At 42.7% G+C, this 23,173-nt stretch carries 25 protein-coding genes and 1 pseudogene; 12 read left to right on the top strand and 14 right to left on the bottom strand.

What is annotated here, in order from left to right:
* The first annotated feature begins 313 nt into the window (after positions 1-313).
* The 3 genes from QT990_RS24620 to mreD all read left to right on the top strand — a co-directional run bounded on the left by QT990_RS24620 (position 314) and on the right by mreD (position 2,782).
* The gene (locus QT990_RS24620; RefSeq protein ID WP_006632285.1) at positions 314-1,321 is read left to right on the top strand and encodes a rod shape-determining protein; all 1,008 of its coding nucleotides are present in this window, start codon (positions 314-316) and stop codon (positions 1,319-1,321) included.
* A gap of 91 nt (positions 1,322-1,412) precedes the next feature.
* Complete coding sequence (gene mreC, locus QT990_RS24615) at positions 1,413-2,219, top strand: rod shape-determining protein MreC (protein WP_333411305.1); 807 nt, start codon at positions 1,413-1,415, stop codon at positions 2,217-2,219.
* Positions 2,216-2,782, top strand: a complete 567-nt coding sequence (gene mreD / locus QT990_RS24610; RefSeq protein ID WP_333411304.1) for a rod shape-determining protein MreD — start codon at positions 2,216-2,218, stop codon at positions 2,780-2,782. Before mreC ends, mreD begins: the two co-directional genes overlap by 4 nt.
* 239 nt (positions 2,783-3,021) lie before the next feature.
* On the opposite strand, the pseudogene QT990_RS24605 reads toward mreD, so the two are convergent.
* The 5 genes and pseudogenes from QT990_RS24605 to QT990_RS24585 all read right to left on the bottom strand — a co-directional run.
* A pseudogene (locus QT990_RS24605) lies at positions 3,022-3,150 on the bottom strand (IS1 family transposase); the annotation flags it as partial.
* A 664-nt stretch (positions 3,151-3,814) separates the two neighbouring features.
* The gene (locus tag QT990_RS24600) at positions 3,815-5,191 is read right to left on the bottom strand and encodes an MFS transporter (protein ID WP_333144397.1); all 1,377 of its coding nucleotides are present in this window, start codon (positions 5,189-5,191) and stop codon (positions 3,815-3,817) included.
* Between the two features lie 36 nt (positions 5,192-5,227).
* On the bottom strand, positions 5,228-11,647 hold the full coding sequence (locus QT990_RS24595) for an amino acid adenylation domain-containing protein (RefSeq protein WP_333465865.1): 6,420 nt from the start codon (positions 11,645-11,647) through the stop codon (positions 5,228-5,230).
* A gap of 141 nt (positions 11,648-11,788) precedes the next feature.
* On the bottom strand, positions 11,789-12,751 hold the full coding sequence (locus QT990_RS24590) for a sterol desaturase family protein (protein ID WP_333144399.1): 963 nt from the start codon (positions 12,749-12,751) through the stop codon (positions 11,789-11,791).
* 450 nt (positions 12,752-13,201) lie between these two features.
* Positions 13,202-13,993, bottom strand: coding sequence for an HAD family hydrolase (locus QT990_RS24585; protein WP_333144400.1), 792 nt, complete (start codon positions 13,991-13,993; stop codon positions 13,202-13,204).
* A 246-nt stretch (positions 13,994-14,239) separates the two neighbouring features.
* Here QT990_RS24585 and argB point away from each other — a divergent pair, with 246 nt between their 5' ends.
* Positions 14,240-15,151 (top strand): acetylglutamate kinase, encoded by a 912-nt coding sequence (gene argB / locus QT990_RS24580; protein WP_333313639.1) that lies wholly within the window; start codon positions 14,240-14,242, stop codon positions 15,149-15,151.
* 159 nt (positions 15,152-15,310) lie between these two features.
* On the top strand, positions 15,311-15,574 hold the full coding sequence (locus tag QT990_RS24575; protein WP_333158127.1) for a DUF4926 domain-containing protein: 264 nt from the start codon (positions 15,311-15,313) through the stop codon (positions 15,572-15,574).
* A 283-nt stretch (positions 15,575-15,857) separates the two neighbouring features.
* Here QT990_RS24575 and QT990_RS24570 read toward each other — a convergent pair whose 3' ends face one another.
* The 3 genes from QT990_RS24570 to QT990_RS24560 are packed head-to-tail and all read right to left on the bottom strand — an operon-like array spanning position 15,858 to position 16,689.
* Positions 15,858-16,154 (bottom strand): hypothetical protein, encoded by a 297-nt coding sequence (locus QT990_RS24570; RefSeq protein ID WP_333144403.1) that lies wholly within the window; start codon positions 16,152-16,154, stop codon positions 15,858-15,860.
* Complete coding sequence (locus QT990_RS24565) at positions 16,141-16,425, bottom strand: BrnT family toxin (RefSeq protein ID WP_333144404.1); 285 nt, start codon at positions 16,423-16,425, stop codon at positions 16,141-16,143. The genes QT990_RS24570 and QT990_RS24565 overlap by 14 nt, the downstream gene beginning before the upstream one ends.
* Positions 16,426-16,443: 18 nt before the next feature.
* A complete protein-coding gene (locus QT990_RS24560; protein ID WP_333465864.1) occupies positions 16,444-16,689 on the bottom strand; it encodes a DUF433 domain-containing protein in 246 nt (81 codons plus the stop codon).
* Positions 16,690-16,878: 189 nt separating this feature from the next.
* Between QT990_RS24560 and QT990_RS24555 the strand changes: the two genes are divergently transcribed.
* The 5 genes from QT990_RS24555 to QT990_RS24535 all read left to right on the top strand — a co-directional run bounded on the left by QT990_RS24555 (position 16,879) and on the right by QT990_RS24535 (position 18,795).
* The gene (locus QT990_RS24555) at positions 16,879-17,199 is read left to right on the top strand and encodes a DUF433 domain-containing protein (protein WP_333106278.1); all 321 of its coding nucleotides are present in this window, start codon (positions 16,879-16,881) and stop codon (positions 17,197-17,199) included.
* A complete protein-coding gene (locus QT990_RS24550) occupies positions 17,192-17,488 on the top strand; it encodes a DUF5615 family PIN-like protein (RefSeq protein WP_333308815.1) in 297 nt (98 codons plus the stop codon). The genes QT990_RS24555 and QT990_RS24550 overlap by 8 nt, the downstream gene beginning before the upstream one ends.
* A 420-nt stretch (positions 17,489-17,908) precedes the next feature.
* Positions 17,909-18,082: a type II toxin-antitoxin system VapB family antitoxin gene (locus tag QT990_RS24545; protein WP_333465863.1), complete on the top strand. Its 174-nt coding sequence runs from the start codon at positions 17,909-17,911 to the stop codon at positions 18,080-18,082.
* A gap of 78 nt (positions 18,083-18,160) precedes the next feature.
* Positions 18,161-18,454, top strand: coding sequence for a DUF433 domain-containing protein (locus QT990_RS24540; protein ID WP_096828231.1), 294 nt, complete (start codon positions 18,161-18,163; stop codon positions 18,452-18,454).
* Positions 18,451-18,795, top strand: coding sequence for a DUF5615 family PIN-like protein (locus tag QT990_RS24535; protein WP_333465862.1), 345 nt, complete (start codon positions 18,451-18,453; stop codon positions 18,793-18,795). The genes QT990_RS24540 and QT990_RS24535 overlap by 4 nt, the downstream gene beginning before the upstream one ends.
* A gap of 312 nt (positions 18,796-19,107) precedes the next feature.
* Here the strand turns inward: QT990_RS24535 and QT990_RS24530 are convergent, their stop codons facing one another.
* From QT990_RS24530 to QT990_RS24515, 4 genes are all read right to left on the bottom strand, one after another.
* Positions 19,108-20,106, bottom strand: a complete 999-nt coding sequence (locus QT990_RS24530; protein WP_333143162.1) for an IS630 family transposase — start codon at positions 20,104-20,106, stop codon at positions 19,108-19,110.
* Between the two features lie 120 nt (positions 20,107-20,226).
* Positions 20,227-20,562 carry a hypothetical protein gene (locus QT990_RS24525; RefSeq protein ID WP_333465861.1) on the bottom strand — a complete coding sequence of 112 codons (336 nt, stop codon included), beginning with the start codon at positions 20,560-20,562 and terminating at the stop codon, positions 20,227-20,229.
* 69 nt (positions 20,563-20,631) lie between these two features.
* A complete protein-coding gene (locus QT990_RS24520) occupies positions 20,632-21,021 on the bottom strand; it encodes a type II toxin-antitoxin system VapC family toxin (RefSeq protein ID WP_333465860.1) in 390 nt (129 codons plus the stop codon).
* The gene (locus QT990_RS24515) at positions 21,018-21,356 is read right to left on the bottom strand and encodes a hypothetical protein (protein ID WP_333465859.1); all 339 of its coding nucleotides are present in this window, start codon (positions 21,354-21,356) and stop codon (positions 21,018-21,020) included. The genes QT990_RS24520 and QT990_RS24515 overlap by 4 nt, the downstream gene beginning before the upstream one ends.
* A 279-nt stretch (positions 21,357-21,635) precedes the next feature.
* On the opposite strand from QT990_RS24515, the gene QT990_RS24510 reads away from it, so the two are divergent.
* The gene (locus tag QT990_RS24510; protein ID WP_333144410.1) at positions 21,636-21,893 is read left to right on the top strand and encodes a hypothetical protein; all 258 of its coding nucleotides are present in this window, start codon (positions 21,636-21,638) and stop codon (positions 21,891-21,893) included.
* On the top strand, positions 21,883-22,110 hold the full coding sequence (locus QT990_RS24505) for a hypothetical protein (RefSeq protein ID WP_333144411.1): 228 nt from the start codon (positions 21,883-21,885) through the stop codon (positions 22,108-22,110). The genes QT990_RS24510 and QT990_RS24505 overlap by 11 nt, the downstream gene beginning before the upstream one ends.
* A 90-nt stretch (positions 22,111-22,200) precedes the next feature.
* Here the strand turns inward: QT990_RS24505 and QT990_RS24500 are convergent, their stop codons facing one another.
* Together QT990_RS24500 and QT990_RS24495 are read right to left on the bottom strand one after the other, a co-directional pair.
* A complete protein-coding gene (locus QT990_RS24500; RefSeq protein ID WP_333465858.1) occupies positions 22,201-22,482 on the bottom strand; it encodes a hypothetical protein in 282 nt (93 codons plus the stop codon).
* A partial coding sequence (locus QT990_RS24495) for a PA14 domain-containing protein (protein ID WP_333465857.1) occupies positions 22,445-23,173 on the bottom strand: 729 nt, incomplete at its 5' end. The genes QT990_RS24500 and QT990_RS24495, both read right to left, overlap by 38 nt.

Below are 23,173 nucleotides of genomic sequence, written 5' to 3'. Positions count from 1 at the left end.
TGGTCGATCGCTGATGTAGTTAAACAGTCCACACGCGCATTAGCCTCCAAACTGAACTTGGAACAACGCTTGTGAGGCTTCATCCTGATTGTACACCCAGTTAGCAGAACATATTGATAGTGGATGATTGGCGAGTCTGCGCTCAACCTGAGCTCGACAATGTACATTTCTGACTAGACTCAGGATGAAAAACGTAATAGAATCCACCTCGGTTACACTTTTGTAACAACATTATTGCACACAATAGTATTTTAGTTTTTGGGGGGGGTACGAATCAGTGGGTCTTCTCAATCGATTTTCGTTATCTAGAGATATGGGTATCGACCTCGGTACTGCTAACACGCTCGTTTATGTATCGGGCAAAGGTATTGTTCTGCAGGAACCTTCTGTAGTGGCGATCGACCAAGATTTAAAAATACCGCTGGCTGTTGGAGAAGAAGCAAAAAAAATGCTCGGCCGCACGCCAGGGAACGTCATAGCACTGCGCCCGCTTCGCGACGGGGTAATTGCAGACTTCGATACGGCGGAACTGATGCTGAAGACTTTTATCCGCAGGGTTCACGAAGGCCGAAGCTTAGTTTCGCCGCGGATCATTATTGGCATCCCCAGCGGTGTCACCGGAGTCGAGAGGCGTGCTGTCATTGAGGCGGCGACTCAGGCCGGTGCTAGAGAAGTACGGTTAATTGATGAACCCATCGCTGCGGCGATCGGGGCTGGACTGCCTGTTGCTGAGGCGACTGGCAATATGATTATAGATATAGGCGGAGGTACGACGGAAGTTGCGGTTTTGAGTTTGCAAGGTACGGTGATCAGTGAGTCTGTGCGGGTAGCCGGCGACGAACTCAATGAGGCGATCGTCCAATACATGAAAAAAGTTCACAATTTGGTCATCGGCGAACGCACTGCTGAAGAAATTAAGATTCAGGTTGGTTCTGCATATCCAACTCCAGAGGATGACGATGTAATGATGGAAGTGCGGGGCTTGCACTTACTGTCGGGTTTGCCGCGAACTGTTACTATCAAAGGCCCAGAAATTCGCGAAAGTATGTCGGAACCGCTTTCAGTAATTGTGGAAGCTGTCAAGCGTACTTTGGAACGCACCCCGCCGGAATTAGCAGCAGATATTATTGACAGGGGAATTATGCTGGCTGGTGGTGGCGCGCTGATGAAAGGTTTAGATACTCTGATCAGTCACGAAACAGGAATTGTCACTCACGTGGCAGCCGATCCGCTGTGCTGCGTGGTTTTGGGAACTGGTAGAGTATTGGAAAACAAACAGTTGGAACGGGTTTTCAGCGGGCAGTCGTCGCGTAATATGTAGTTAACAAATTTGGGATTGTGGATTTAGAAATAAATACGGCTGCAATCTCAAATCTAAAATCCTGACTTAACAATTTTAGATTAGTGAAATTATGCTAAAAAATACATTCCGAAAGTGGTGGGATCTGCGGCTGCAAATTGCTCTTCTAGGTTTCGCTGTAACTGCCGCTTGGGGAGTTCGACAAACACAAGGTGCGGCCGTATTTGAAGTTTACAATTGGGTGACTCGTCCGTTTCACGCCAACGGATCAGCGCAAGAGGAACTCATCTCGGCGCGCACTCAAGAATTGCAAGCGCAGGTATTAGAATTAGACAATCAAAATCAGAAGCTAAAAGAGCTTTTAGGTTACGTTTCGGCTAAGAAACCAGCAGGGATTGTGGCTCCTATTGTCGGCCGCAGTGCGGGCCACTGGTGGCAGCAAGTAACCTTGGGGCGCGGCAGTAACGATGGCATCAAAACAGATTTTACTGTGATGGGCCCCGGCGGTTTGGTAGGCAGAGTTGTCAGCGTTACTCCTAATACTAGCTTGGTGCTGTTAGTCAGCGACGCTACGAGTCAATTGGGTGTGGGAATTACCCGCAGTCGCCAGATGGGTTTTATGCGCGGGAAAGGCGGAAATCAGGCTGTGATGGAGTTTTTTGATAATGTTCCCAATGTCAAGCCTGGGGATGTGGTTTCAACTTCTTCTTACAGTCAGTTGTTCCCTCCTGGTTTGCCTGTGGGAAAAGTGGTTTCGGTGGATATGAATAAAACTCCGGCTCCCGAAGCTGTGGTTGAGTTCTCTGCACCGATGAATGCTCTGGAGTGGGCGGTGGTTTACCCGCACTCTAAGCAAGCCGAATCGAAGGATTCGCCGAGTCAATCTTCAGCAGCATCTGAGGGATCACAGCAACAATGAAAGCTTTATCTCGGATGTCTTCGCGATCGCGCCAATTTCTCAACTTCGCAGTTACATTTCTATCTGTGATGCTGTGCATACTGATATTGCCTACTCGGCTGCCGGGAATGGAATTGCTGGGAATTGGGCCTAACTGGCTGTTAATTTGGTTGGTAGCTTGGAGTATTAAGCGGAAACGTACAGTTTGGGGATCTGCTAGCATGGGCTTGGTTTTGGGGTTTCTTCAAGATGCGATGACGGCTCCTCATCCCAGCCACGCTGTGAGTCTAGTAGTTGTAGGAGTCCTAACAGTTGTTTTGCAGAAAACCTGGTCGATTCCGGTAGATATTGTTGAGAGAGATCCGATTCCGATCGCATTAATTGTGTTTGGGATGGCGGTGGTAGCGGAAACGGTGATGGGGCTGCAATTTTTTTCTATGGGCGATCGGGCTTTACTGGAAATTTGGAGCTATCACCAGCGAGTGGCTTTGTGTTCTGCTATTCTTAGCAGTCTTTGGGCTCCGGTGATTTATTTTCCGCTCAATCGCTTGTGGGAAATGACCAGGAATTTAGAAAAATCTTAGTCATTAGTCATTAGTCATTAGTCATTAGTCATTAGACCTCTCCAACAAATAAACTATCATGCGATCGCTTGTGCTGTGATTTCTCCACTCTTGCCATCGGGATGGAAGCGATATATCAGTACACGGTCGGCTTCCAGAGTATTTAGAATCTCTTCTACGGAGGTGCTAAAGATGTCTTTTGAGTTGAGAGATTGACGAATGCGAGAAGTAAAGTTGGCGTTGCTGAATAGCGGTATGAATTATTGAGGAACCGGAACATCCCAGAATTTCAGATAATGTAGTAACAATCTAATTGAGTGTCTCAGTAGTTATTCTGATTTGGAATAGCACAGTGTCTGGCGATGCAGTCGAGCAAGGTAGTGTCTAAGCCCTGGGGGGGTGACAACCCGCCTGAAACCAAGAGTGGATAAAGGGTGGGCTGATTTGTGGTAAAAAAAGATAGGCAGCCTGTGTTGTTACACGCTAGCCTATCTCAAAAAATATGTTACCAACATTTTATCAGACCCACTTACAAAAACAACTGACCCAGACCCAATTTATTCTACTCACAATCTTGCTCTCTTTGATACAATCCGAGAAACAAGTGAGATTAGAACGGCTCGCACTCCTTATTTCCCTATCCAATTACAACTGAAAGTCGGCGTCGCAAATTGCAGAGATTTTTGGAAATACCTCAATTAACGATCGTACGCTCTTTGGTTTCCCTTAATCACTTATTGGTTAACAACTTATTGCTCTGTGGGACAAACCCTATCAGTTTCGATAGAGCGGACTCAATGGGGCTGTATCAATCTTTTGACGATCGCCCTCATCTGGCAGAAAAGAGCCATCTCCTTATACTGGTGTTTGTTACCCAAATAGTACCAGGAACTTCGTTATATTTTCAAGGAGTGAGGGTCAGAAAACTAGGCTAGTAGCAGGATTTGAGATTGCTTGTAAATGGAAACGAAAATATAGCAATCCCAAACCAAATGTGAGAAACTAGAGAGGTAATAAATCTTAGTCAGATGCTGTATGAAACCACCCTGCATATCATAGGGAGTTAGGATGGGTAACTTTCTGGCTTAGGCATTCATCGATATCTTGTGAAAAGTCAAGTTGATCCGAGAAAGGATTTATATCCGGTAACTCATCTTCCAGCAGACGCAGACGGGGATAAAAGTAGGCAATGAAGGTGACAAAGATGCTAAATATACCCATGATGACATACATCAAACCAATACCGCGACCATGCCCAACACCAATAATTTGCCCAATGCTAGCTGCTCCCAACCCATCAGCAGCCATCAACGGTTCAAAAACTTGGTCGGCTAGTGGCCCTGATATCAGATAAGAAAGCGGCAGAAAACCCTGAGTCATCGTGGTACGGAATGCAAAGACCCTTCCCTGTACCTCTGGAGCAACTTTCTTTTGGAAGATGACTTGGATTGCACCATTAACGATTGGGAGTATAAAAAATATAAAGAAATTAGAGATAGTAAACAGAATCGGACTAGGACGCAAGCCAGCTAACACATAGAATAAACCAAAAAAAAGCATCGAGATAAATATGATATTTATCTGGCGCTGTAGTCCTCCCCACAAACTCATAATAAAACTACCGACTAACATCCCAGAGCTAGCAATAGAAGAGATTGTCCCCAGACTTTGAACGGAAGTGAACGAAAGTACCAGAGGTGTAGTTAGAGCTTCATCGAAACCGATGAGGAAGTTACTGATAGCAATAAATATGACTAACCCAATCAGTCCAGGTCGCTCAATTAAATAATTCCATCCAAAAGACACTTCTTTCCAGAATGAAGAGAATAACCCTACTTCTTCATTAGCTTCTTTGGTCTGAACTTCAGGGAACTTAACCAGTAGCAAACAAACCAGGGCAAAGCACAAAGTTGTCAGATCAATGATAATAACTCCCGGAATTTGGACAGTTGCCAGCAGTGCAGTTGCCAGCACTGGCGAGAGAATTTCCGCAATAGCCAACCTAATCTGCGTCATCGAACTAGCACGACCAAGTTGTTCTTTAGACACCAGTAATGTAGTGGCTGAAGAATAGGCGAGGGACTGAAAGGCACTGAAGCCGGAGCTAATAGCACTAATTAGGCACAGACTCCAGGCTTCTAGGTTGCCATTCATAAATAACCAGGCAATGGTTAAGGTACACAGACCAGCGCAGAAGTCACTAATAATCATGATCCAGCGACGACTCCAGCGATCGACAAACACTCCAGCAATGGGGGAGATAATAATCGCAGGTAAGGTCGTTGATAGAATCAGGAGAGTGAACTGGGTGTTTGAGTTAGTATGCTGATAAATCCAAATACTCAGAGCAAAACTGGTCATGCGAGAGCCAACCAGAGATAGCACCTGACCAATCCAGATCAAGATAAAAACACTCATGCTTTGAATCATAGATACCGGAGGATAAAAGAAAGGTTTGCCCTCAAATTATGCAAATTCAGAAACCGGGCTGGTTGGATGTTGGACAAGCTTCTCTAGAATTTCCTGGTAATTGCTAAACAGAAACTCAATGGTTTCATTTGTAAATAGCTCTGTGCTGTACAAGACTTTAATTTCAATGGTTGGGTTATTTACAGAAGGTGAAGAAACATAAATTTCTAGAGCATTTTCCTGAGACCACAAGCGGTGATCGCGCTTAATTGATACAAAGTCTACATCTAACATCCAGTCATGCCAATTTTGTGCGGGTAGCATGGTCACGGCTGCTGAGAGGTTAAGTGGTTGTTTGCTAGTGATAGCATTAATGACTTTTCGATCAGAAATTTCTCTATTGTTGATTGCTTCTGTGAAAGTTTCTTTCACCTGCTCAAAAAGAGCAAGTCCCGTTTGCTCAGATGAGATATGCGATCGCAAAATTACGTCGTTGATAAAGCAACCGAGCATTTTTTCGGTTTCTACTGTGCTACGATTACCAACTGTTGCCATGACTAAAATGTCATTTTTACCAGTGTACTTGAACAAAAGTATCTTCAGAGCAGTCAGAATGATGACAAAGATGGTGACTCCTTGAGAACGGCTGAGGGTTTCGATTGATGCCACAAGACTGGCTGGCAGAACTACAGAATAAATAGATGCGCTTCTACTGTTACAAAGCTGTGGTTGATTGCTTGACACCACATCAGATGCTAGTGAAGGATTAGTCAGTTTTTGCAGCCAATAAACAAGTTGCTGTTCTATTACCTTTTCATTAAAGTATTTCCTGTGCCAGAGGGTAAAATCTGCGTACTGAACAGGTAATTCGGGTAGGGGTGAAGGTAAACCGTTGGCAAAAGCTTTATAGAGTATTCCTAACTCCTCCAACAAGAGTCCAAATGACCACCCATCAGTGATGATATGGTGCATATTTAGTGTCAACCAATGCTCCTGTTGAGCTAATCGCAGCAAGGTTGTTTTGATCAGAGGACCCGCAGCTAGATTAAAATGGTGCTGATATTCCAGAGCAGCAAGTTTTTCGGCTTCAGATGTTCGCTCTCTGTGAGGTAGGTTTTGTAAGTCTACGATCTTCAACGGTATGGTTAGGGACGGGGTAATGATTTGTACGGGTTGACCTTCTACCACAGTAAAGGTAGTACGTAATATTTCATGACGGCGAATAATCTCATTGAAGCTAGACTCCAACACGCTTGCAGAGAGGGAGCCAGTGAAACGTAAAACAAAAAAGCTGTTGTAGGCGAAACTTTCAGGAGCTAATTGTTGTAAATACAATATAGGCTCTTGTGCAAAAGATAGTGGTATATATGTATCTCGTACTTGAGGGAGAAGAGGTGGTAAGGTGTTCGATGTCATACCACTTGCACTCTGCTCCTGTACCTCAAGCTGATGAGCAGTTATCACTTGACTAAGTGCAGCTATAGTAGGTGCTTCAAATAGAGAGCGCAGAGGAAGTTCGATCGCAAAACTTTCTCGAATGCGAGATATTACAGATGTTATCAGGAGAGAGTGTCCCCCCAATTCAAAGAAGTTATCATGGATGCCTACCTGCTGACGATGTAACACTGTACACCAGATTTCGGCTAATTGTTCTTCAAGCCAATTACGAGGTGCGACAAAAGCGGCTTCTAGTTCTGAATTTGTTGTCTCTGGCTTTGGCAGAGTTTGCCGATCCACTTTACCATTAGGAGTCAGGGGTAAGGCTTTGAGCGTCACAAAAGCCGCTGGTATCATATATTCAGGCAGGTGTTCTTTCAGAAACTGACGCAATTTACTACTGGTCAATGTTTCTGTTTCACTCACAATATAAGCCATTAAATATTTATTTCCTGGATCGTCTTCCCGGACAATTACCACCGCTTGCTGAACTTGGGGATGTTGGCTCAGTGCCGTTTCAATTTCTCCTGGTTCAATGCGAAACCCGCGAATTTTAACTTGGTGATCAATGCGTCCCAGAAATTCAACATTTCCATCTGGTAAAAAGCGTGCCAAGTCTCCAGTTTTATAAAGTCGCTCATCTTCCACAAAAGGGTTAGCAATAAATCGCTCAGATGTTAAGTCTGGACGATTGAAATACCCTCTGGCTAAACCTGCACCACCAAGGTAAAGTTCTCCTGATACACCAATAGGTACAGGTTGCAAATAGCGATCGAGAATATAGCTTTGGGTATTGGCGATCGCTCGACCAATAGGAACTGTTTCTGCTTTTGGTTCTATGTGCTGGATATGATACCAGGTGGAAAAAGTTGTATTCTCGGTAGGACCGTAAACGTGTAACAACTTTTGGGGCGCACCTGCTGCTAACAACTGTCGCACCCGCCGGGTGTCAACAGCTTCACCACCAAATAATAAGTAGCGTAGGGATGCAAATGCTAACGGCACTTCTTGAATCATTTGGTTAAACAGTGCCGTAGTGATAAATAGGGTTGTAACTCCCTGAGTTTGTAAGCTGCTGGCAAAATCTCGCGGTGAGAGGACTGTTTCTCTTTCCAACATCGCTACTTTTGCACCATTGAGTAATGCTCCCCAAATTTCAAAGGTAGCAGCGTCAAAGGAGGTATTAGAAGCTTGGGCGATGACATCTTTTGGTTGTAAATCTATATAGTCCGTATTTCGTATTAATCGCACCACCCCGCGATGAGGAACCATCACACCTTTAGGTTGACCTGTTGACCCTGATGTGTATATGACATAAGCCAAATTATCGGCGGTGGTATTACACTTTAAGTTCTGCTGGCTCTCTTGGCAAATTACAGACCAGTCGCTATCTATACAAATCTGCTCAACAGTGGTCAGTTGTCCCCATAGCTGCTGTTCTGTCAACAGTAAAAAGGCTTGTGCATCTTGGAGCATAAACGCCAAGCGCTCGCTGGGATAGGTGGGATCTAGAGGTAAATAAGCACCACCAGCTTTGAGAATCCCTAGCATGGCTACGATTGTATTAGGCGATCGCTCTAAACAAATTCCCACCAAAGTTTCTTCACCCACACCCAGCTTTTGCAAATAATGTGCCAGTTGATTGGCTCGATGATTTAACTCCCGATAGGTGAGTTGTTGATTTTTGAATCCTACCGCTACCGCATTAGGCGTTTTTTCTACTTGCTCCTCAAATAATTGATGGATACATTGATGAGGATAATTAGTTTGGGTCTGATTCCATTCAATTAGTAATTCATGCTGTTCTGCTGCTGTTAGTAATGGTAATTGCCCCACGCACTCGTCTGGATTGGTAGCGATCGCCTCTACCAAGGTTTGAAAATGCTCTGCCATCCGTGCAATGGTGCCAGCATCAAACAAGTTGGCATTATATTCAAATGCCCCCCTGAGTTCTGAGTCTATTTCCTGCATCGACAGGGTTAAATCAAAAGTCGCACCTGCGGTCGGTCTGTCTAATTCGATCTGCGTTACACTCAAACCGGGCAATTCCAGTTTTTCCACTGGGGAGTTTTGCAATACGAACATCACCTGGAATAGCGGACTGTGGCTGAGGAGACGTTGTGGTTGCAGAAATTCAACCAGTCGATCGAAAGGTACATCTTGGTGAGAGTAAGCATTGAGCGCAACCTGTCGCACCTGAGCTAGAAGTTCTCTAAATGTGGGGTTGTTCTCTAAGCCGGTGCGTAAAACCAGAGTGTTGACAAAAAAACCAATTAATGACTCAAGGGCTGGACGGTTGCGGTTAGTAATAGGAGAGCCGATGACAATATCTTCCTGACCAGTGTAGCGATAAAGCAACGTCGCAAAAGCCGCTTGGAGAGTCATAAATAGCGAAGCACCTGACTTCTGACTTAGGGTTTTCAGCTTGCTAGTCAGGTCATAACCCAACTTAAACCTCTCGATGCTGCTACGAAATGTCTGGATAGCAGAACGCGGTCGGTCTGTTGGTAGTTTTATTACAGGTGGAGCATCTGCTAATTGTTGTTTCCAGTAGTTTAGCTGGGTGGTGATAATATCATTTTGCTGCCACTGACGTTGCCAGTAAGCGTAATCTGCATATTGAATCGGCAAATCTGGTAAGGGAGAAGCGGTATAAAAATTAGACAATTCTTTAAAGAAAATTCCCACTGACCAAGCATCAGAGATAATATGGTGCATTGTCACCAGCAACACATGGGACTCTGACTCTATGCAAATGAGTTTGACTCTTAATAAAGGTGCAGTGCTTAAATCAAAAGGTTTTGTATATTCTGCGGTAATTAATCTTTGTAATTCAGTCAGTCGCTCAACTTCTGGTAATTCTTGTAAGTCCACTAATGGTAAAGTAAATGGTAGAGTTGCAGCAATAAATTGCACTGGTTTTTCATCTACCATGCCAAAGGAAGTACGCAGGGTTTCATGGCGTTGAATAATTGACTCTATACCTTGTTGGAGTGCTGTTAAATTCAGCCGACCAACTAAACGCAACGCTCTGGCAATATTATAGGCAGCATTTGCCCCTTCCATTTGGTCGAGAAACCAAAATCGCTGCTGAATCAAAGATAAAGGTAATTCAACAGAACGGTCAAGTGACTCTAATATTGGTAAGGTTTGATTTTGCTGGTTGTGATAATAGGAAGCTTCAATATGTTCGCTTAAACTGGCTACAGTAAGCGATTCAAATAAAACGCTGACCGATAATTCCACAGATAAGGCTTCGCGCAATCTAGATATAACTAAACTGGCAAGCAGGGAATGTCCTCCCAATTCCAAAAAATTATCATAAATACCTACTTTTTGCAGTCGTAAAACTTCCGCCCAAATGTTAGCTATAACTTGTTCTTTTGGGGTACGGGGTGCAACAAAGTTACGAATCTCAGCAGATATATTTGGTGCAGGTAAACTGTTGCGGTCTAATTTGCCGTTGGGTAATACTGACAGTTTCTCCATCAGCACAAAGGCATTAGGAACCATATAATCTGGTAGTTTTTGCTCTAAAAAACTGCGGATTTCTCCCCAATTAAAGGCTTGATTGTTAGCTACAATATAGGCTACTAGGCGCTGGTCTCCTGGGATATCTTCTCTTACAGTGACTATACCTTCCCGGATATTAGGATGAAATTTCAATACTGATTCGATTTCTTCCAGTTCAACTCGCATCCCCCGGATATTTACCTGCAGGTCGATACGACCAAGAATTTCTAAAGTACCGTCGCTTGAGTAGCGAGCTACATCACCAGTTTTAAAAAGTCGCTGTTGTGGATTAAAGGGATTAGAGATAAAATTTTCTGCATTGGCTTGAGTCCGGTGAAGATAGCCACGAGCTAAGGTAGAACCTGCAACATATACTTCACCAGATTCATTAGTTTTTACTGGTTCAAGATGGGAATTGAGTACATAAACCTGCTGAATGTTTTCCAGAGGATGACCGACTGGGACATATCCCTCTTCCAGGTTGCAGTCCTCTGGAATGGGATAAAAACCATGTCCAATAGTTTCTGTTTGACCTAAAACATTAAAAAAGCGGGGTGGTGTTTTAAAGAGGTTGCGTAACTTTTTAATTAATTGATAGGGTAGTAATTCGCCACCAAATACTATTAATCTTAATTTTGATTCGCTTAATGCTTCAGTATATTTTATATCTAAGCTTTCTAAAGCCATCAGTCCATAACGCCACACGGAAGGTACACCATCAGAGATAGTGACACCCTGTGTTTGGATTAATTCAAATAGGCTCAGGGGAGTTCTAGTTTGTTCACGGGTGGCAATGATACTTGTAGCACCTTGGGATAAAGGCAAGAATAATTGTCTGACTGAGGCAGTAAAAGAGAAAGAAGCTGTGTGGAGATAAACATCATTGCTATTAACTGGTAATATTTTAGCGATCGCTTGCAAATAATATCCAACACTGGCGTGGGGCATTTGTACTCCTTTTGGCTTGCCAGTAGAGCCAGAAGTATATATTAAGTAAGCGAGATTTTCTGGTGTCACATCACACACTGGATTCTCTTGGCTTTGTTGCTCAATTTTCTGCCAGTCTGCATCAAGACAAATCACTGAAGCGGTAATAACAGGTAGTATCTCTATCCACTCTGTCTTAGTTAAAACCACTTTTAAGTTAGTATCCTCTAACATAAATGCCAGACGTTCTTGGGGATAAGCAGGGTCTAAAGGAACGTAAGCTCCACCCGCTTTAAGGATACCGAGAATTCCTATAATTACTTCAATAGAGCGCTCTACGCATAGACCCACCAATACCTCTGATCTTACCCCCATCACTTGCAAGTGATGTGCCAATTGATTAGCTTTTGCATTCAATTCTCTGTAGGTCAATTGCTGGTTTTTAAATACGACTGCTACTGCATTAGGTGTTTTTTCTACCTGGTCTGCAAATACCTGATGAATACACTTGTTTTGAGAATATTTCATTTCTGTTGTTAGATGTGAATCTTGATTAAAGACAGTGGTCTGATGGCGTGAATCTAAGGGTTCTTTGTTCATATTAACTGCTATAAAATGACGGCAATAACTATTTTTTAGTAGCGCGAATCCATTACTATTATACTTAACCACCTATAGCTGTTCTCAATTAAGTAAATGCCAGATGGGAAAATATCAACAGTGAGTTAAAAGGCATTTACATCAGACTGACTTTTTGCTGATTCCCTGCCTAATTGCTCTCAAAGGCTGTAAAAATATATTGGTGACACTATTAAACAAATTTGATTCTCCATTGGCTAAACCAAAGCTCAATTTTTCATAGTTGCTTGGCACGTATAAACTGCAAAACATCAAGTCCCAAAATGCGAAAATATAACTAAAGTTTTTATCATAATGTTTGGGGTCTACACTATGATGAATTTGGTGTTGTGCTGGACTGATGAAAATATGACTGAGCCACTGAGGATAAGCTAACCAGATATGAGAATGACGCAAGTTATATCCTGCTAAATAAAAGATAAAAATCTCAAAGCTGACTCCATAAACTAATAGCTCTTTCATCGCGTTCCCAAATAAGTACATCCAGATGCCCGCTCCGAAATTAGTGATTGTAACAATCGTTATTGTACCTAAAAACAGCTCGAATGGATGAATGCGATATACCGTCAATGGTGTGATGACTTCGGCTGAATGATGTACTTTATGGAATTCCCACAAAATAGGAATTTTATGAGCCAGATAATGGTAGAAAAAATTAGCAAAGTCACCTAATAATGCTAAAAAAATGCTGAATATGATATGCTGCCATAATTGGGGAATCGTGACGACAAAAGGTGTGGTGATGCCCGTAATTTGGATCAAAATTTGGCAAGTTATATCGGCAACATTTGCTACAAATAGTGTTGTTGGCACTACGAAAAATATCTCGAACAAGGAAATACAAAAAAAATATTTGTATTGAGTAATAGATGAGGGATGTAAATAAACTTCTTTAGGTAAAAGGTATTCTAGTAAATTTTTCTGTTTGTCCCGATTTGCTGAACCAAATATATATAGTATTGTCGCCAGTAAAACACTTGAAAGCACATACAACCAATAAATTCGAGATGATGCCAGAAATGGTATTTGAAATGGATACAAAAGACTGTTGAATATTTCCTTCATTTTTGCTGTGTTGCCAAAATTTGACTTAGAGACAATGTATGTACTTACTTAAAAAGTGGGCGTTGCTTAATACAGGTATGAATTGAAGAGTTCGGAATTGCCACAAGCCAAGTAGGGTGGGTTTTGTAACTTTAAGCAAAAAGTTGGTTCATACCGTTAATCAGCAACGCCGGACGGTCTTATTGGTCTATGACGTTCCGCTACGCCCTCGTCCCAAGGGGACACAGGCAAGGGACGCTATCGAGGTTTCTCGTCTCAAAAATATCAATTTTGCACCCTGAAAAGCTTACTACATATTGCATCTACACACCTCAACGGAATTATGGGGTTTTCAAGGTTTGGGCTAGGTGTGTAGATGAGCATCAACACATTTGAGAGAATCATATATTACTTTACCTGTAACTGTCAAGATTTTGTCAAAACCTTTAATTGTTGTGAGCGGGAATATTGTCATTCTACTATTACTTGTTGGCCAGAACCTAATAAGTGATGAACGGCAATAATCAAGTCGCTGAGAATGAAATTAGGCTGGTGCTTTTGCAGTTGATAGCGGCTGCGAATTCCGCAGGTAACGGCAATTGTAGGTATTCCTAATGCTTTTCCTGCGAGGATGTCTGCTTCTGTATCTCCGATCATCCAAGCCGAACCCAGCGATGACTCAAATTCTTCTGCAACTTCAGCCAACAATTCAGTTTTTAAGGCTGTATAGTTGTGATAGGCGGCATCCGCCATCTGACTGCCGCGAATGCTGGTAAACAGTCTGGCTAAACCGTAATTTTGTAACAGTTGAACGGCTTGATTTCTCGGCCGCAGGGTGACTAAAATCAGCCGCACGCCGCGGGAGTGCAGAAGTCCGATCGCCCATTGCACTCCCGGCTGGATGCGATCTAAGTGCAACAAGTCTGGCTGATTGACAATCCGACTCACGCATCCTAGAAAAGCGTTAATTTCTTCTCCCGACAAGCCGGAACTTTTGGCTATTTCAGCATCGGGCACTCGGTTTTGCTTCATCTGCCAAAACTGCTGTTTGCTGAGGATTTGAAGGTTGAGGTTGATTCCCCGATCGAGATAAGCTGCTTGAGTATCGGCCAATCCCTGTTGATATGTGGCATAGTAGCGATCGGACACATCGACTATGGGCCCGTCTAAATCGCAAAATACCGTCATCCGGGGGGAGGGATCAGCCTCTGATGATAGCTTGTACTGAAGGTTTTCGGAGTCTTGGGCGACTGCAGTTAACATAAAACGTTAAGTAAATCTAGGGAGTTATACATTTCTTGACTGTAGCAAAAAATCTATAAGTTATAATACATAAATTTTAATGTTTTTATAAAAAAAACCTATGATTTTTTTGAGCATGGGGTTCAATAAGGGCGATCGAGCCTGCCCGTGGATAAATTCAAGGGAAAAAGTGATTTTTGTGGCTGTTGATATGTGCTTTAGCCATTAAAGTTTAGAATTAAGTTTTTACTCTTCTGTAATTTACCCATGCTCAAACAAAGCGATTTTGTTAGGAATTCGGACACTAATCGAGTAGAGGTGCTGTCCGAAGCACTGCCTTACATTCAACACTTTGCCGGTCGCACCATTGTGGTCAAATATGGCGGTGCGGCGATGAAAGATAGCAATCTCAAAGACAAGGTGGTTCGGGATATTGTGCTGCTAGCTTGCGTGGGGATGCGTCCGGTTGTGGTTCACGGCGGCGGCCCGGAAATTAATATTTGGCTCGAAAAATTGGGAATTGAGCCGCAATTTAAGGATGGTTTGAGAGTGACTGATGCGGCGACGATGGAAGTTGTAGAAATGGTTTTGGTGGGTAAAGTAAATAAGGAAATTGTTTCGTTAATCAACCAAGCTGGCGGCAAAGCAGTGGGATTGTGCGGCAAGGATGCCAATCTGATTCAAGCTCGTCCAGATGGCCGGGAAGGAATTGGGTTTGTGGGTGAAGTCAGCGGCGTGAAAATCCAGATTTTGGAGTCTTTGGTGAACAGCGGTTATATTCCGGTGGTGTCGAGCGTGGCAGCCGATGAAAACGGTCAATCTTACAACATTAATGCTGACACAGTGGCTGGGGAAATTGCGGCTGGTTTGGGAGCAGAAAAGTTGATTTTGATGACTGATACGGCGGGAATTTTGGAGGATTATCACAAGCCGGATAGTCTGATTGCTAAGTTAGATATTCAGGAAGCTAGACAGTTGGTTGAGTCGGGAGTCGTGTCTGGGGGGATGATTCCGAAAGTTAATTGTTGTGTGCGGAGTTTGGCTCAGGGTGTGAAGGGTGCTCACATTATTGACGGTCGAATTCCTCACGCTTTGCTGCAAGAAATATTTACGGATGCGGGGATTGGGTCGATGATTGTGGCTTCTGAGTTTAGCAGCGCGAACTTAAGGCCTAAGTAAGGCCTATATCCTAGCGTGGGGCGGGTGCGTGAAATGGGTAAACTCGCTGCGATTGCGTATATCCTAACTAAACCTGCCCCTAAAAACCTTGAGAAGGTACTTCTGGGGAATTACTTCAACTAATTCTAACCGTTGTTGGATTTCAGCTTTTGTTAAACTATGATCAAACACTTTAGAGTTTTGGATTCTGTTGCGATTCTCAAGCCGATTTCAAATACGCGATTAGCGCTAGTGGAACCCGAATACGCATCTATTTCTAGTTTGCCAGTTGGACTTGTGGGAACTATTATTGAAGTGTATGATACGGAAAAGGAATGTCAGTATTTAGTGGAGTTTGCTGATAGTCAAGGAAGTGAATATGCTATGGCTATGTTGAAAGCTGATGAAATTTTAGTTCTGCAATATGAACTTGCAGTTGCTTAGTAATGTGAGGAGAAGAGAAGTTAGATAAGGGCGATCGCACTTTTGGAAGGAAAGGGCGATCGCCTTTTAGTTTGGTACTTAAATCGCGCCATCATTTAACGCAATACGGTTCAGTTAAGCTCGATCCCTCCTAGCCTAGGGCGGGCACGGGGAGTAGGGGTAGCACCGCCCCTACGAAGGGGAGTAGGGGGTGGGACAAGAACTTATTCAAAGTCCCCCTTCTTAAGGGGGATTTAGGGGGATCTCCGAGGAATAAATAGTTTTAACTGAACCTTATTGTCATTTAACGTGCAGTTTCAGCTTGAATTTCTCGAATAATAGTTGATATTTCTTCGGCTGACTCCAGGTGTCTAGCCAAAACTTGAGCAGTTTTGTCCAGCAAGCGTTCTGAAAAGACTTTAGCTAAGTCTTCCCGTAAGCCTTGCCCTATATAAAACTTAAGCAATGCTTCTACAGACATATCTCGATTAGCCGCTATTTTCTGAAGTGATGCTAAAGTATCTATTGGAATGTTTAGCGAGACTCTTTCCGCTGTACGAGGTCGCAATTGCAATTTTATTTCTTCTTCAGAATTGTTCATATAATTTCCTTTCAGTGCGGGTAGCAGGACGGGAAGAAATGATGCGTATTCGCAAGCTGCGTTCTACATAAACAACCAGTAATAGGCGTTGAGTGCGGGAGTAACCCAGGATAAAGTTACGCTGTTCGTCATTAGCCGTTGCATCTCCCTCCTGATAGAATGGATCGAAGAAAACTTCTGCGGCTTCTTCAAAGCTAACGCCATGCTTTTCTAGGTTAATCTGGAATTTGTGTGTGTCCCATTCAAACTCAACGCCTTGCAGTCTGTACACACTATCCAGGCTTCGATATTAACATTCTTTAAATAAGAGCGATCGCACTTTTTCAAAATCTGACAAATCGCGAGCATAATCAAGACAAGCATCTATCTGTTCTTTGAGTAGATCGGGAAACTCGTCGATAATTTGTTCGACAGTATTATTTGATGCTAAATAACCTAAAATCAGAGTAACGGGAATTCTAGTGGCTTTGATTCTTGGTTTACCTCGCAGTACGTCGGGGGTACTAACGATATGTTCTCTCCAGTTTACGGGCATAACTTGTCCTTTCTGAATCTGATAAGTTATATTTTAACTTAGGGATGGCGATCGCCATTGGAGATTGGGGATAAGAGAGGGGCGATCGCAGAACCGATCGATGAGAAAGAGGAAAAGGCGAGCGCGCTGAATTTGTTGGTGTTAATATGAAAGAGGTTAAACATTACTGATTAAGAGCCTTTAACTAAGATGTCTAAGGAATCAGTCATCACAGAACATATCGAAATTACACCTGGCGTACTTGGTGGTAAGCCACGCATTGCGGGCCATCGAATTGCTGTAGCACACATCGCCGAAATGTATCTGAAAATGGGAATTTCTGTAGAAGAAATCGCCGGCAAGTATGACTTACCACTTGCCTCAGTTCATGCTGCAATGACCTACTATTACGATCATCGAGAAGAAATTGATCGTCGCACGGCTGAAAGTCGAGCTATTGTCGAAGAATTAAAGCGCAATAGTCCACCATCTCCGTTACAAGAAAAATTGAGGGCAATTAGAGGTGAGTGAGCAAATTCGTTTTCATTTAGACGAACATATTGACTCTAACATTGCGCGCGGTTTGCGTCGTTACGGGATAGATGTTACAACAACAGTTGATGCAGGATTGCGTACTAAAAGCGATGAGTCACACCTGGCATTTATTCGGGAACAGCAGCGCGTGATAGTAACTCACGATGACGATTTTTTAATTATGGCAAGCGATACCACAGATTATCCGGGGATTGTCTATTGTCCTCCTAATTCTCGTTCTGTGGGCGAGATTATCCGTAGTTTGATTTTAATTTATGAAGTGTAGGCGCATGAAGAAATGATCGGGAGGATTGAATATATTTGACATCATTGTAAGCCGATCGCACTTTCGGGCAAAAAGGACGATCGTACTTTAAAAAAGCAACAATTGCGCTACGCCCAAGACATTATTAGACTGCTTTGAGGTATTGCGTTACAGGCTTCAAATCGATGTCATCGTTGTCAGTCAGTATTTTAAATAAATGACGTAGGATGCCGGCTGCAATCAAAACTTCCAAATCGCGATCGAGCTTTGACGAGTCCTCATAAAGACTTGCCTGACTTACGCAAGCTAAACAGGCTTTTCATTCTCCCGCGAACTCAATGCAGAAAGCGATCGCTCATTGATAGAGTTTCAGTGCTACACTAAAATTACAGCATTGTTCGGTGGCAATTACGTGATACCCTACTTGCACGAAGAAAATATATGGTAACTACGCTCGAAATTGACCAAACTCTCCTTCAAGAAGCCCTTGATTTGAGTAACCATCCAACACCTACTACATTAATCGAAGCAGCTTTACGCGAGTACATTCAACGTCGCAAACAACTAAAAGTAATGGAATTGTTTGGTACTATTGACTACGATAATGAAAATTAGGTGATGTTAAAGTGTCATCAACAAAACCGAGTTTTAGGGTAAGTTATAATCAAGATCGATGTGTCCGGTTAATTTATCATGACTACACAATCTGCTTCGCGTTATGTCGCACGTCACCCTGAAATCTTGCAAGGGGAACCAATTATCGCAGGAACGAGAACTTCCGTTCGTGCGATCGTGGAGTTGTGGCGTTTGGGTATCACTCCTGAAGAAATCCCGATGCACTTACCTCATCTGAAATTAGCTCAAATTTTTGACGCACTGAGCTTTTATTTGGATAACCAAGAAGAAATAAATACTTATATTGAGCGGAATCGAATTCCTGAAGAATTGATTCATCCTGCTGTAAAAGCTGCCATGAAAAAACCGTGAAACTATTTGCAACTATTCATACAGATGAAGATGTTTCTAGGCAGGTAGCTACTTTGCTTCGGGCTAGGGGTTTTGATGTGACGACAACGAGCGAACAGGGAATGTTGAGTCAATTTGATACCCAACAATTGGCTTATGCTGCATCTGTAGATCGATGTTTGCTGACTCATGATCGCGTGGATTTTGAGCGATTACACCTAGAATATATGACAGAAGGACGGGAACATTCTGGGATTATTGTGACTCCTCAAAAGAACGCCTATGAAATTGTCCAACGGGTTGCTATTCTGTTAAATACGTTAACGGCTGATGAAATCGCCAATCAGCTTTTATATGTGTAAATTGAGCGTCTAGTGAAAGATTAGCGATCGCACTTTGAGAAAAAAGGGCGATTCCCTACGGGATAGCTACGCACGCGCGTACTTTAGGAAAAAGAACAATTGCGCTACACTCAAGACATTATCAGACAGGACTGATGCACTCCGACTAAAGAAACCGGGTTTTTTACTGAATCTGCAGGCTATAGCAATCCTAAATCATTCTCATAATTATTGTAGGGGCAATCCCCCCGTGGTTGCCCTATAGATAGGGGGTAGGCACGGGGGCACTACCCCTACAAATTTATCTGAATCATTTAGGATTGCTATAAGTAGCTAGACAAAATTAATTACATAGTTTTCTCCAAATTCTTTCAGGATTTTTTCCACAGAGGTAACAAAAGTACCCCAATTCTTGTAAGCAGATATCTCAATCCATTCATACTTAATAAACCGCCATAAAATTTCAATTAAATTTAATTCTGGAGAGTAAGAAGGCAACTCAAAGAGAGTAATATTACGTTGTTTCCACTCTTCAAGTTTGTCAACAATAGCATCACTGGTATGAATAGAAGCTTGATCAGTGACAATCACCGTTGGCTTATCTACGGTGGGAAAAAAAGCATCAATACAGGCAATAACCACATCTGAATTAATACTTTGATATGAAATATAAGTTTCAAGATGGTTATTTCGATTCATAATTCCTAGTACATTTATTCGCTGACTACGACGACTAGGAATTGTTAAATATTCTCCGATTTCCTGCCAGCCATAGGGGACACAAGGAATCAAACAAAATCCCGTTTCATCCAAGTAATATAAATCAATTTTACCCTGTTCATCCAATTGCTTTAATTCTTCTAATTGCGCCTTTTTCTCTTGATATTCCTGGGCTGGAGGCGTTCCCGCCACTCCTTTTCGCATACGATGCCAACTCATGTTTAGAGTTTTTAGTATTCTTTTAATTGTTTTTGTACTGGGAGTTATGCCCCAGGTCTCTTGAACTTTTTGGCTAACATTTTTTAATTGCCTTGGTTCTTGTTTAGCCCACTCTTTAATTTGGGCTTTCTGCGAAGAGTTAAATAGTGGCTTAGAACCTCTTCCTGGTTTATTATAAAGTCCTATCATTCCCTCTAATTCCCACCGATTGAACCAGTTATAGAGGGTCTTATAACTTATGCTGAAAATATTCATTAACTCTCCTTTTTTTACTCCTTGCGAAGCTAATATGAGGCAATGTGCTCGTTGACGTACCTGATGATGTCGGCTTTGGCGATAAATTCGCTGTAACAATTTAGACGAAAGATGGTTTATTTCTCTGATAAACATCATAGGAAACTGTAATTAACTCATAATTTTGCCGGAAATATCATTCTACTATGTATTTGTGTAATTAATTCTGTCTGACTACTTATAACGAAGTATTTTGATAAAAAACCCGGTTTCTGGGCCTCATGGGTAAGTCCTATTAAATAGATGACAAGGGATGCCGGCCACAATCAAAGCTTCGAGAGGCCGATCGAGCTTTGAGAAGTCTTCATAGATACCCACAAACTGACTTACGCAAGCTAAAGATGAATCTTTCGGGTCATTGACTCCCGTGTATTTGTACTGAATATCAAAACCTGCTTTTTCGCCAATTTCTTCGATATCCCAGTCTACAAGATTAATATTTATCGCTTCAACGGCTAGGGCAATATGACCGGGCGGTATGGGGTCAAGAGGTTCGCAGCACCAACCCTGAGAATGGTTCCAGACGTTATTACCTTGAGATTCTCGAATTTTCATGTATTTTCCCTCACTGAAAGTAGCAGCGAAACCAGGGTTTGCGGCCGGGGCGAAGGCATTTTTTACCGGTCACTGAAGAGTCTGTACATCAGGATATGCTAGAATTTTTGCATCAGCAGTTAGTAAGGGACACCCGCAAATCCTCGCAGTTGCCACAATGATTTGATATGCTGGATCGCGGTGAAAACCTGTGAGTTTAGTTGACTCGACAATGACGGGAATGGTGAGTTCGAGTAGCTGCACTCCGGGATAAGCCAAAGCTTGTTTTAACCACTCATCAACTGTAACGGACAAAGTAAGTCTTCCCATTTCTACTAATTTAGCAACCTCCCAACAAGAAATGATGCTGATTCCTAAACCTTGAGATTGATATTGTTGTATCCAGTCCCGATGTTTCTGAGTCAGTCGTGTGTTATCGTCAACCCACCAAACCCATATATGAGTATCTAGTACAATCATTGTAACACTTCCCAATCTTCCAATGAAACCGCAGGTTCAAACGGCTCATTATAGCCAATGACAGTGCCTCGCAAAGGATATAGAAAAGTATTTTTTATGGTTTCATTTACCAAATTTAGATAGCTAATGAATTCTCGATATCCATCCAATTCTGTTTGTTCTTCGGGAGTGAGATTTGATGCTTGTTGTTGAGCTGTTAAAGTTTGAATTCGTTCCTGGGTTTGAATAGAAGCGCTAAATATTAAGAGTCCGTTGACTAACTCAATGCGGACAGAACCTTCGCTGGGCAAGCTGTTGGGTAAGTGAGGCAGCTTGATGGGCAAATTAGCAATCATGGCATTAATTGACTGTATTTGATGTTGTTTTTTTAATTATACCGATCGCTCTGTTGAATTTGACAGTGGTTGCCATGCTGAAATTATAGGCCGATCGCACTTTGGGAAAAAAGGGCGATCGAGCTTTGAGTAGTCTTCATAAATGCCGACAAACTGACTTACGCAAGTTAAAGTAAAATAAGATTAATTAAGCTTGACAATTTGCAAGTGAAACTTAGGTTATGTTAAAATGTTCTCAACAAGACCGCTTCTCCACCATACCGCACAGGAATCAGTGCCATGTCCATTTCTCAACCTGAAAAGCCACAGTATTTAAAACCGATTAATCCCCCGGATCTTCAAATGCGGGCGATCGCCTACAGTTTAGATACTTTAATTCCAGGGCTTTACATTTGGCTGGGTGCGCTCAAAATTCGGATTGGGGGTAGCGAGCCCGAAGAAAGCTATCCGGGGACTATTCACAGTCCCATTGGCATTGCTTTAGTATTCCCTGGCTACCGTATCTATAGCACTTACCAAGGTAGCTATGACCCTTGATAAGCATAAGCTTGACGGCATCATTCAAATTACTGCCAAAACTTTGCCTTCTACAGAATTTGAGTTACTTCTATTGACAGCAGGCTACGGTAAAATTGGTACAGCTCCGGCTCAAGGAAATCGCCTGAAAGTATGGTGGACTCATTCTACTTTTAGACGCATCGAAGCCATTTACAGTGCTGATGGAATAGTTGCTATTACTGCTTATCACGTTTAGAGTTGTAGTTCCAACTCAGAAGTTTTTATTGATTGATGAAAGAGCGATCGCACTTTGGGAAGGAAAGGGCGATCGAGCTTTGACGAGTCCTCATAGATGCCGACTTGCCTGACTTACGCAAGCTAAAGTAGCAGCGAAGGATGGATTTGGGACAAGAGACGGACGATCGCGCTTTGGGAAAATAAGGGCGATCGCCCTTTTGGTTATTTGGGAAAATAAGGTAGATCGCACTTTGGGAAAATAAGGGCGATCGCACTTTTGGTTATTTGGGGAAAAGGGCGATCGCACTTTGGGAAAAAAGGGCGATCGCCTAACCCATTCAAGCCAAAAGGTATTAACTCCAGTTGATGCTTGGGTTCCGGTTAACACCATACCCCATTCTTTCTAGTTCTCGGTACATACCTTCAGTTATTTTTGAGTCTATTCCATCACGATCCATCAAGCTGTCTAAGCCGAGGGTTCCATCATATTGAGCTTCATCAAGATAGAGGGCATGACCGAGTTCGTGCATGGCAAGCCTTACTAACAAACCACGTCTCTCAACATCTGCAAGTGAACTACTTTTGAATTGCATCTCAGTATCGTAGTCAATGCCTCGCGTATTATCAAAACGCTCCCGAAGGTTATAACGCTGATTAGGAGTAGGGCGTGTCCCAATTGGATATGGGAAATCTGTAATTGCCCATTCAGGACCCCAGCTAGAGCCATTAAAGTGAGTTGAGCCGTCCGTAACCGCAACATTGAGAACGCCGCTAGGAACCATATCTTTTGTAATGATATTCTCCCAGTTTTGGGCAGCTCGTTCAATAAGGTTCTTTTGTGACTGAGTGAAGTTTCCAATAAAATCGAGTCGAATGTCAATATCTGGATTACCCTTCTCCCAACTCACCTTAGCTAAAGCACTATCTGTCCACTCCTTATACTCAACTTTAACAGTGTGTTGTCCAGGGGTCATTGCAACAACACGACTGTAATCAACAGCATTGCGACCATTCCAAGTATCATGAATTAAATTATTATCTACCCACACTCTCATTCCATCATCCACGCTTTGTTTGAAAGT

Origin of the sequence: Microcoleus sp. T3_B1 (assembly GCF_036700445.1) — a bacterium.
Taxonomy (GTDB): Bacteria; Cyanobacteriota; Cyanobacteriia; order Cyanobacteriales; family Microcoleaceae; genus Microcoleus.
The sequence above is the reverse complement of the archived record's forward strand: the minus strand, read 5'-3'. Positions and strand labels throughout refer to the sequence as shown.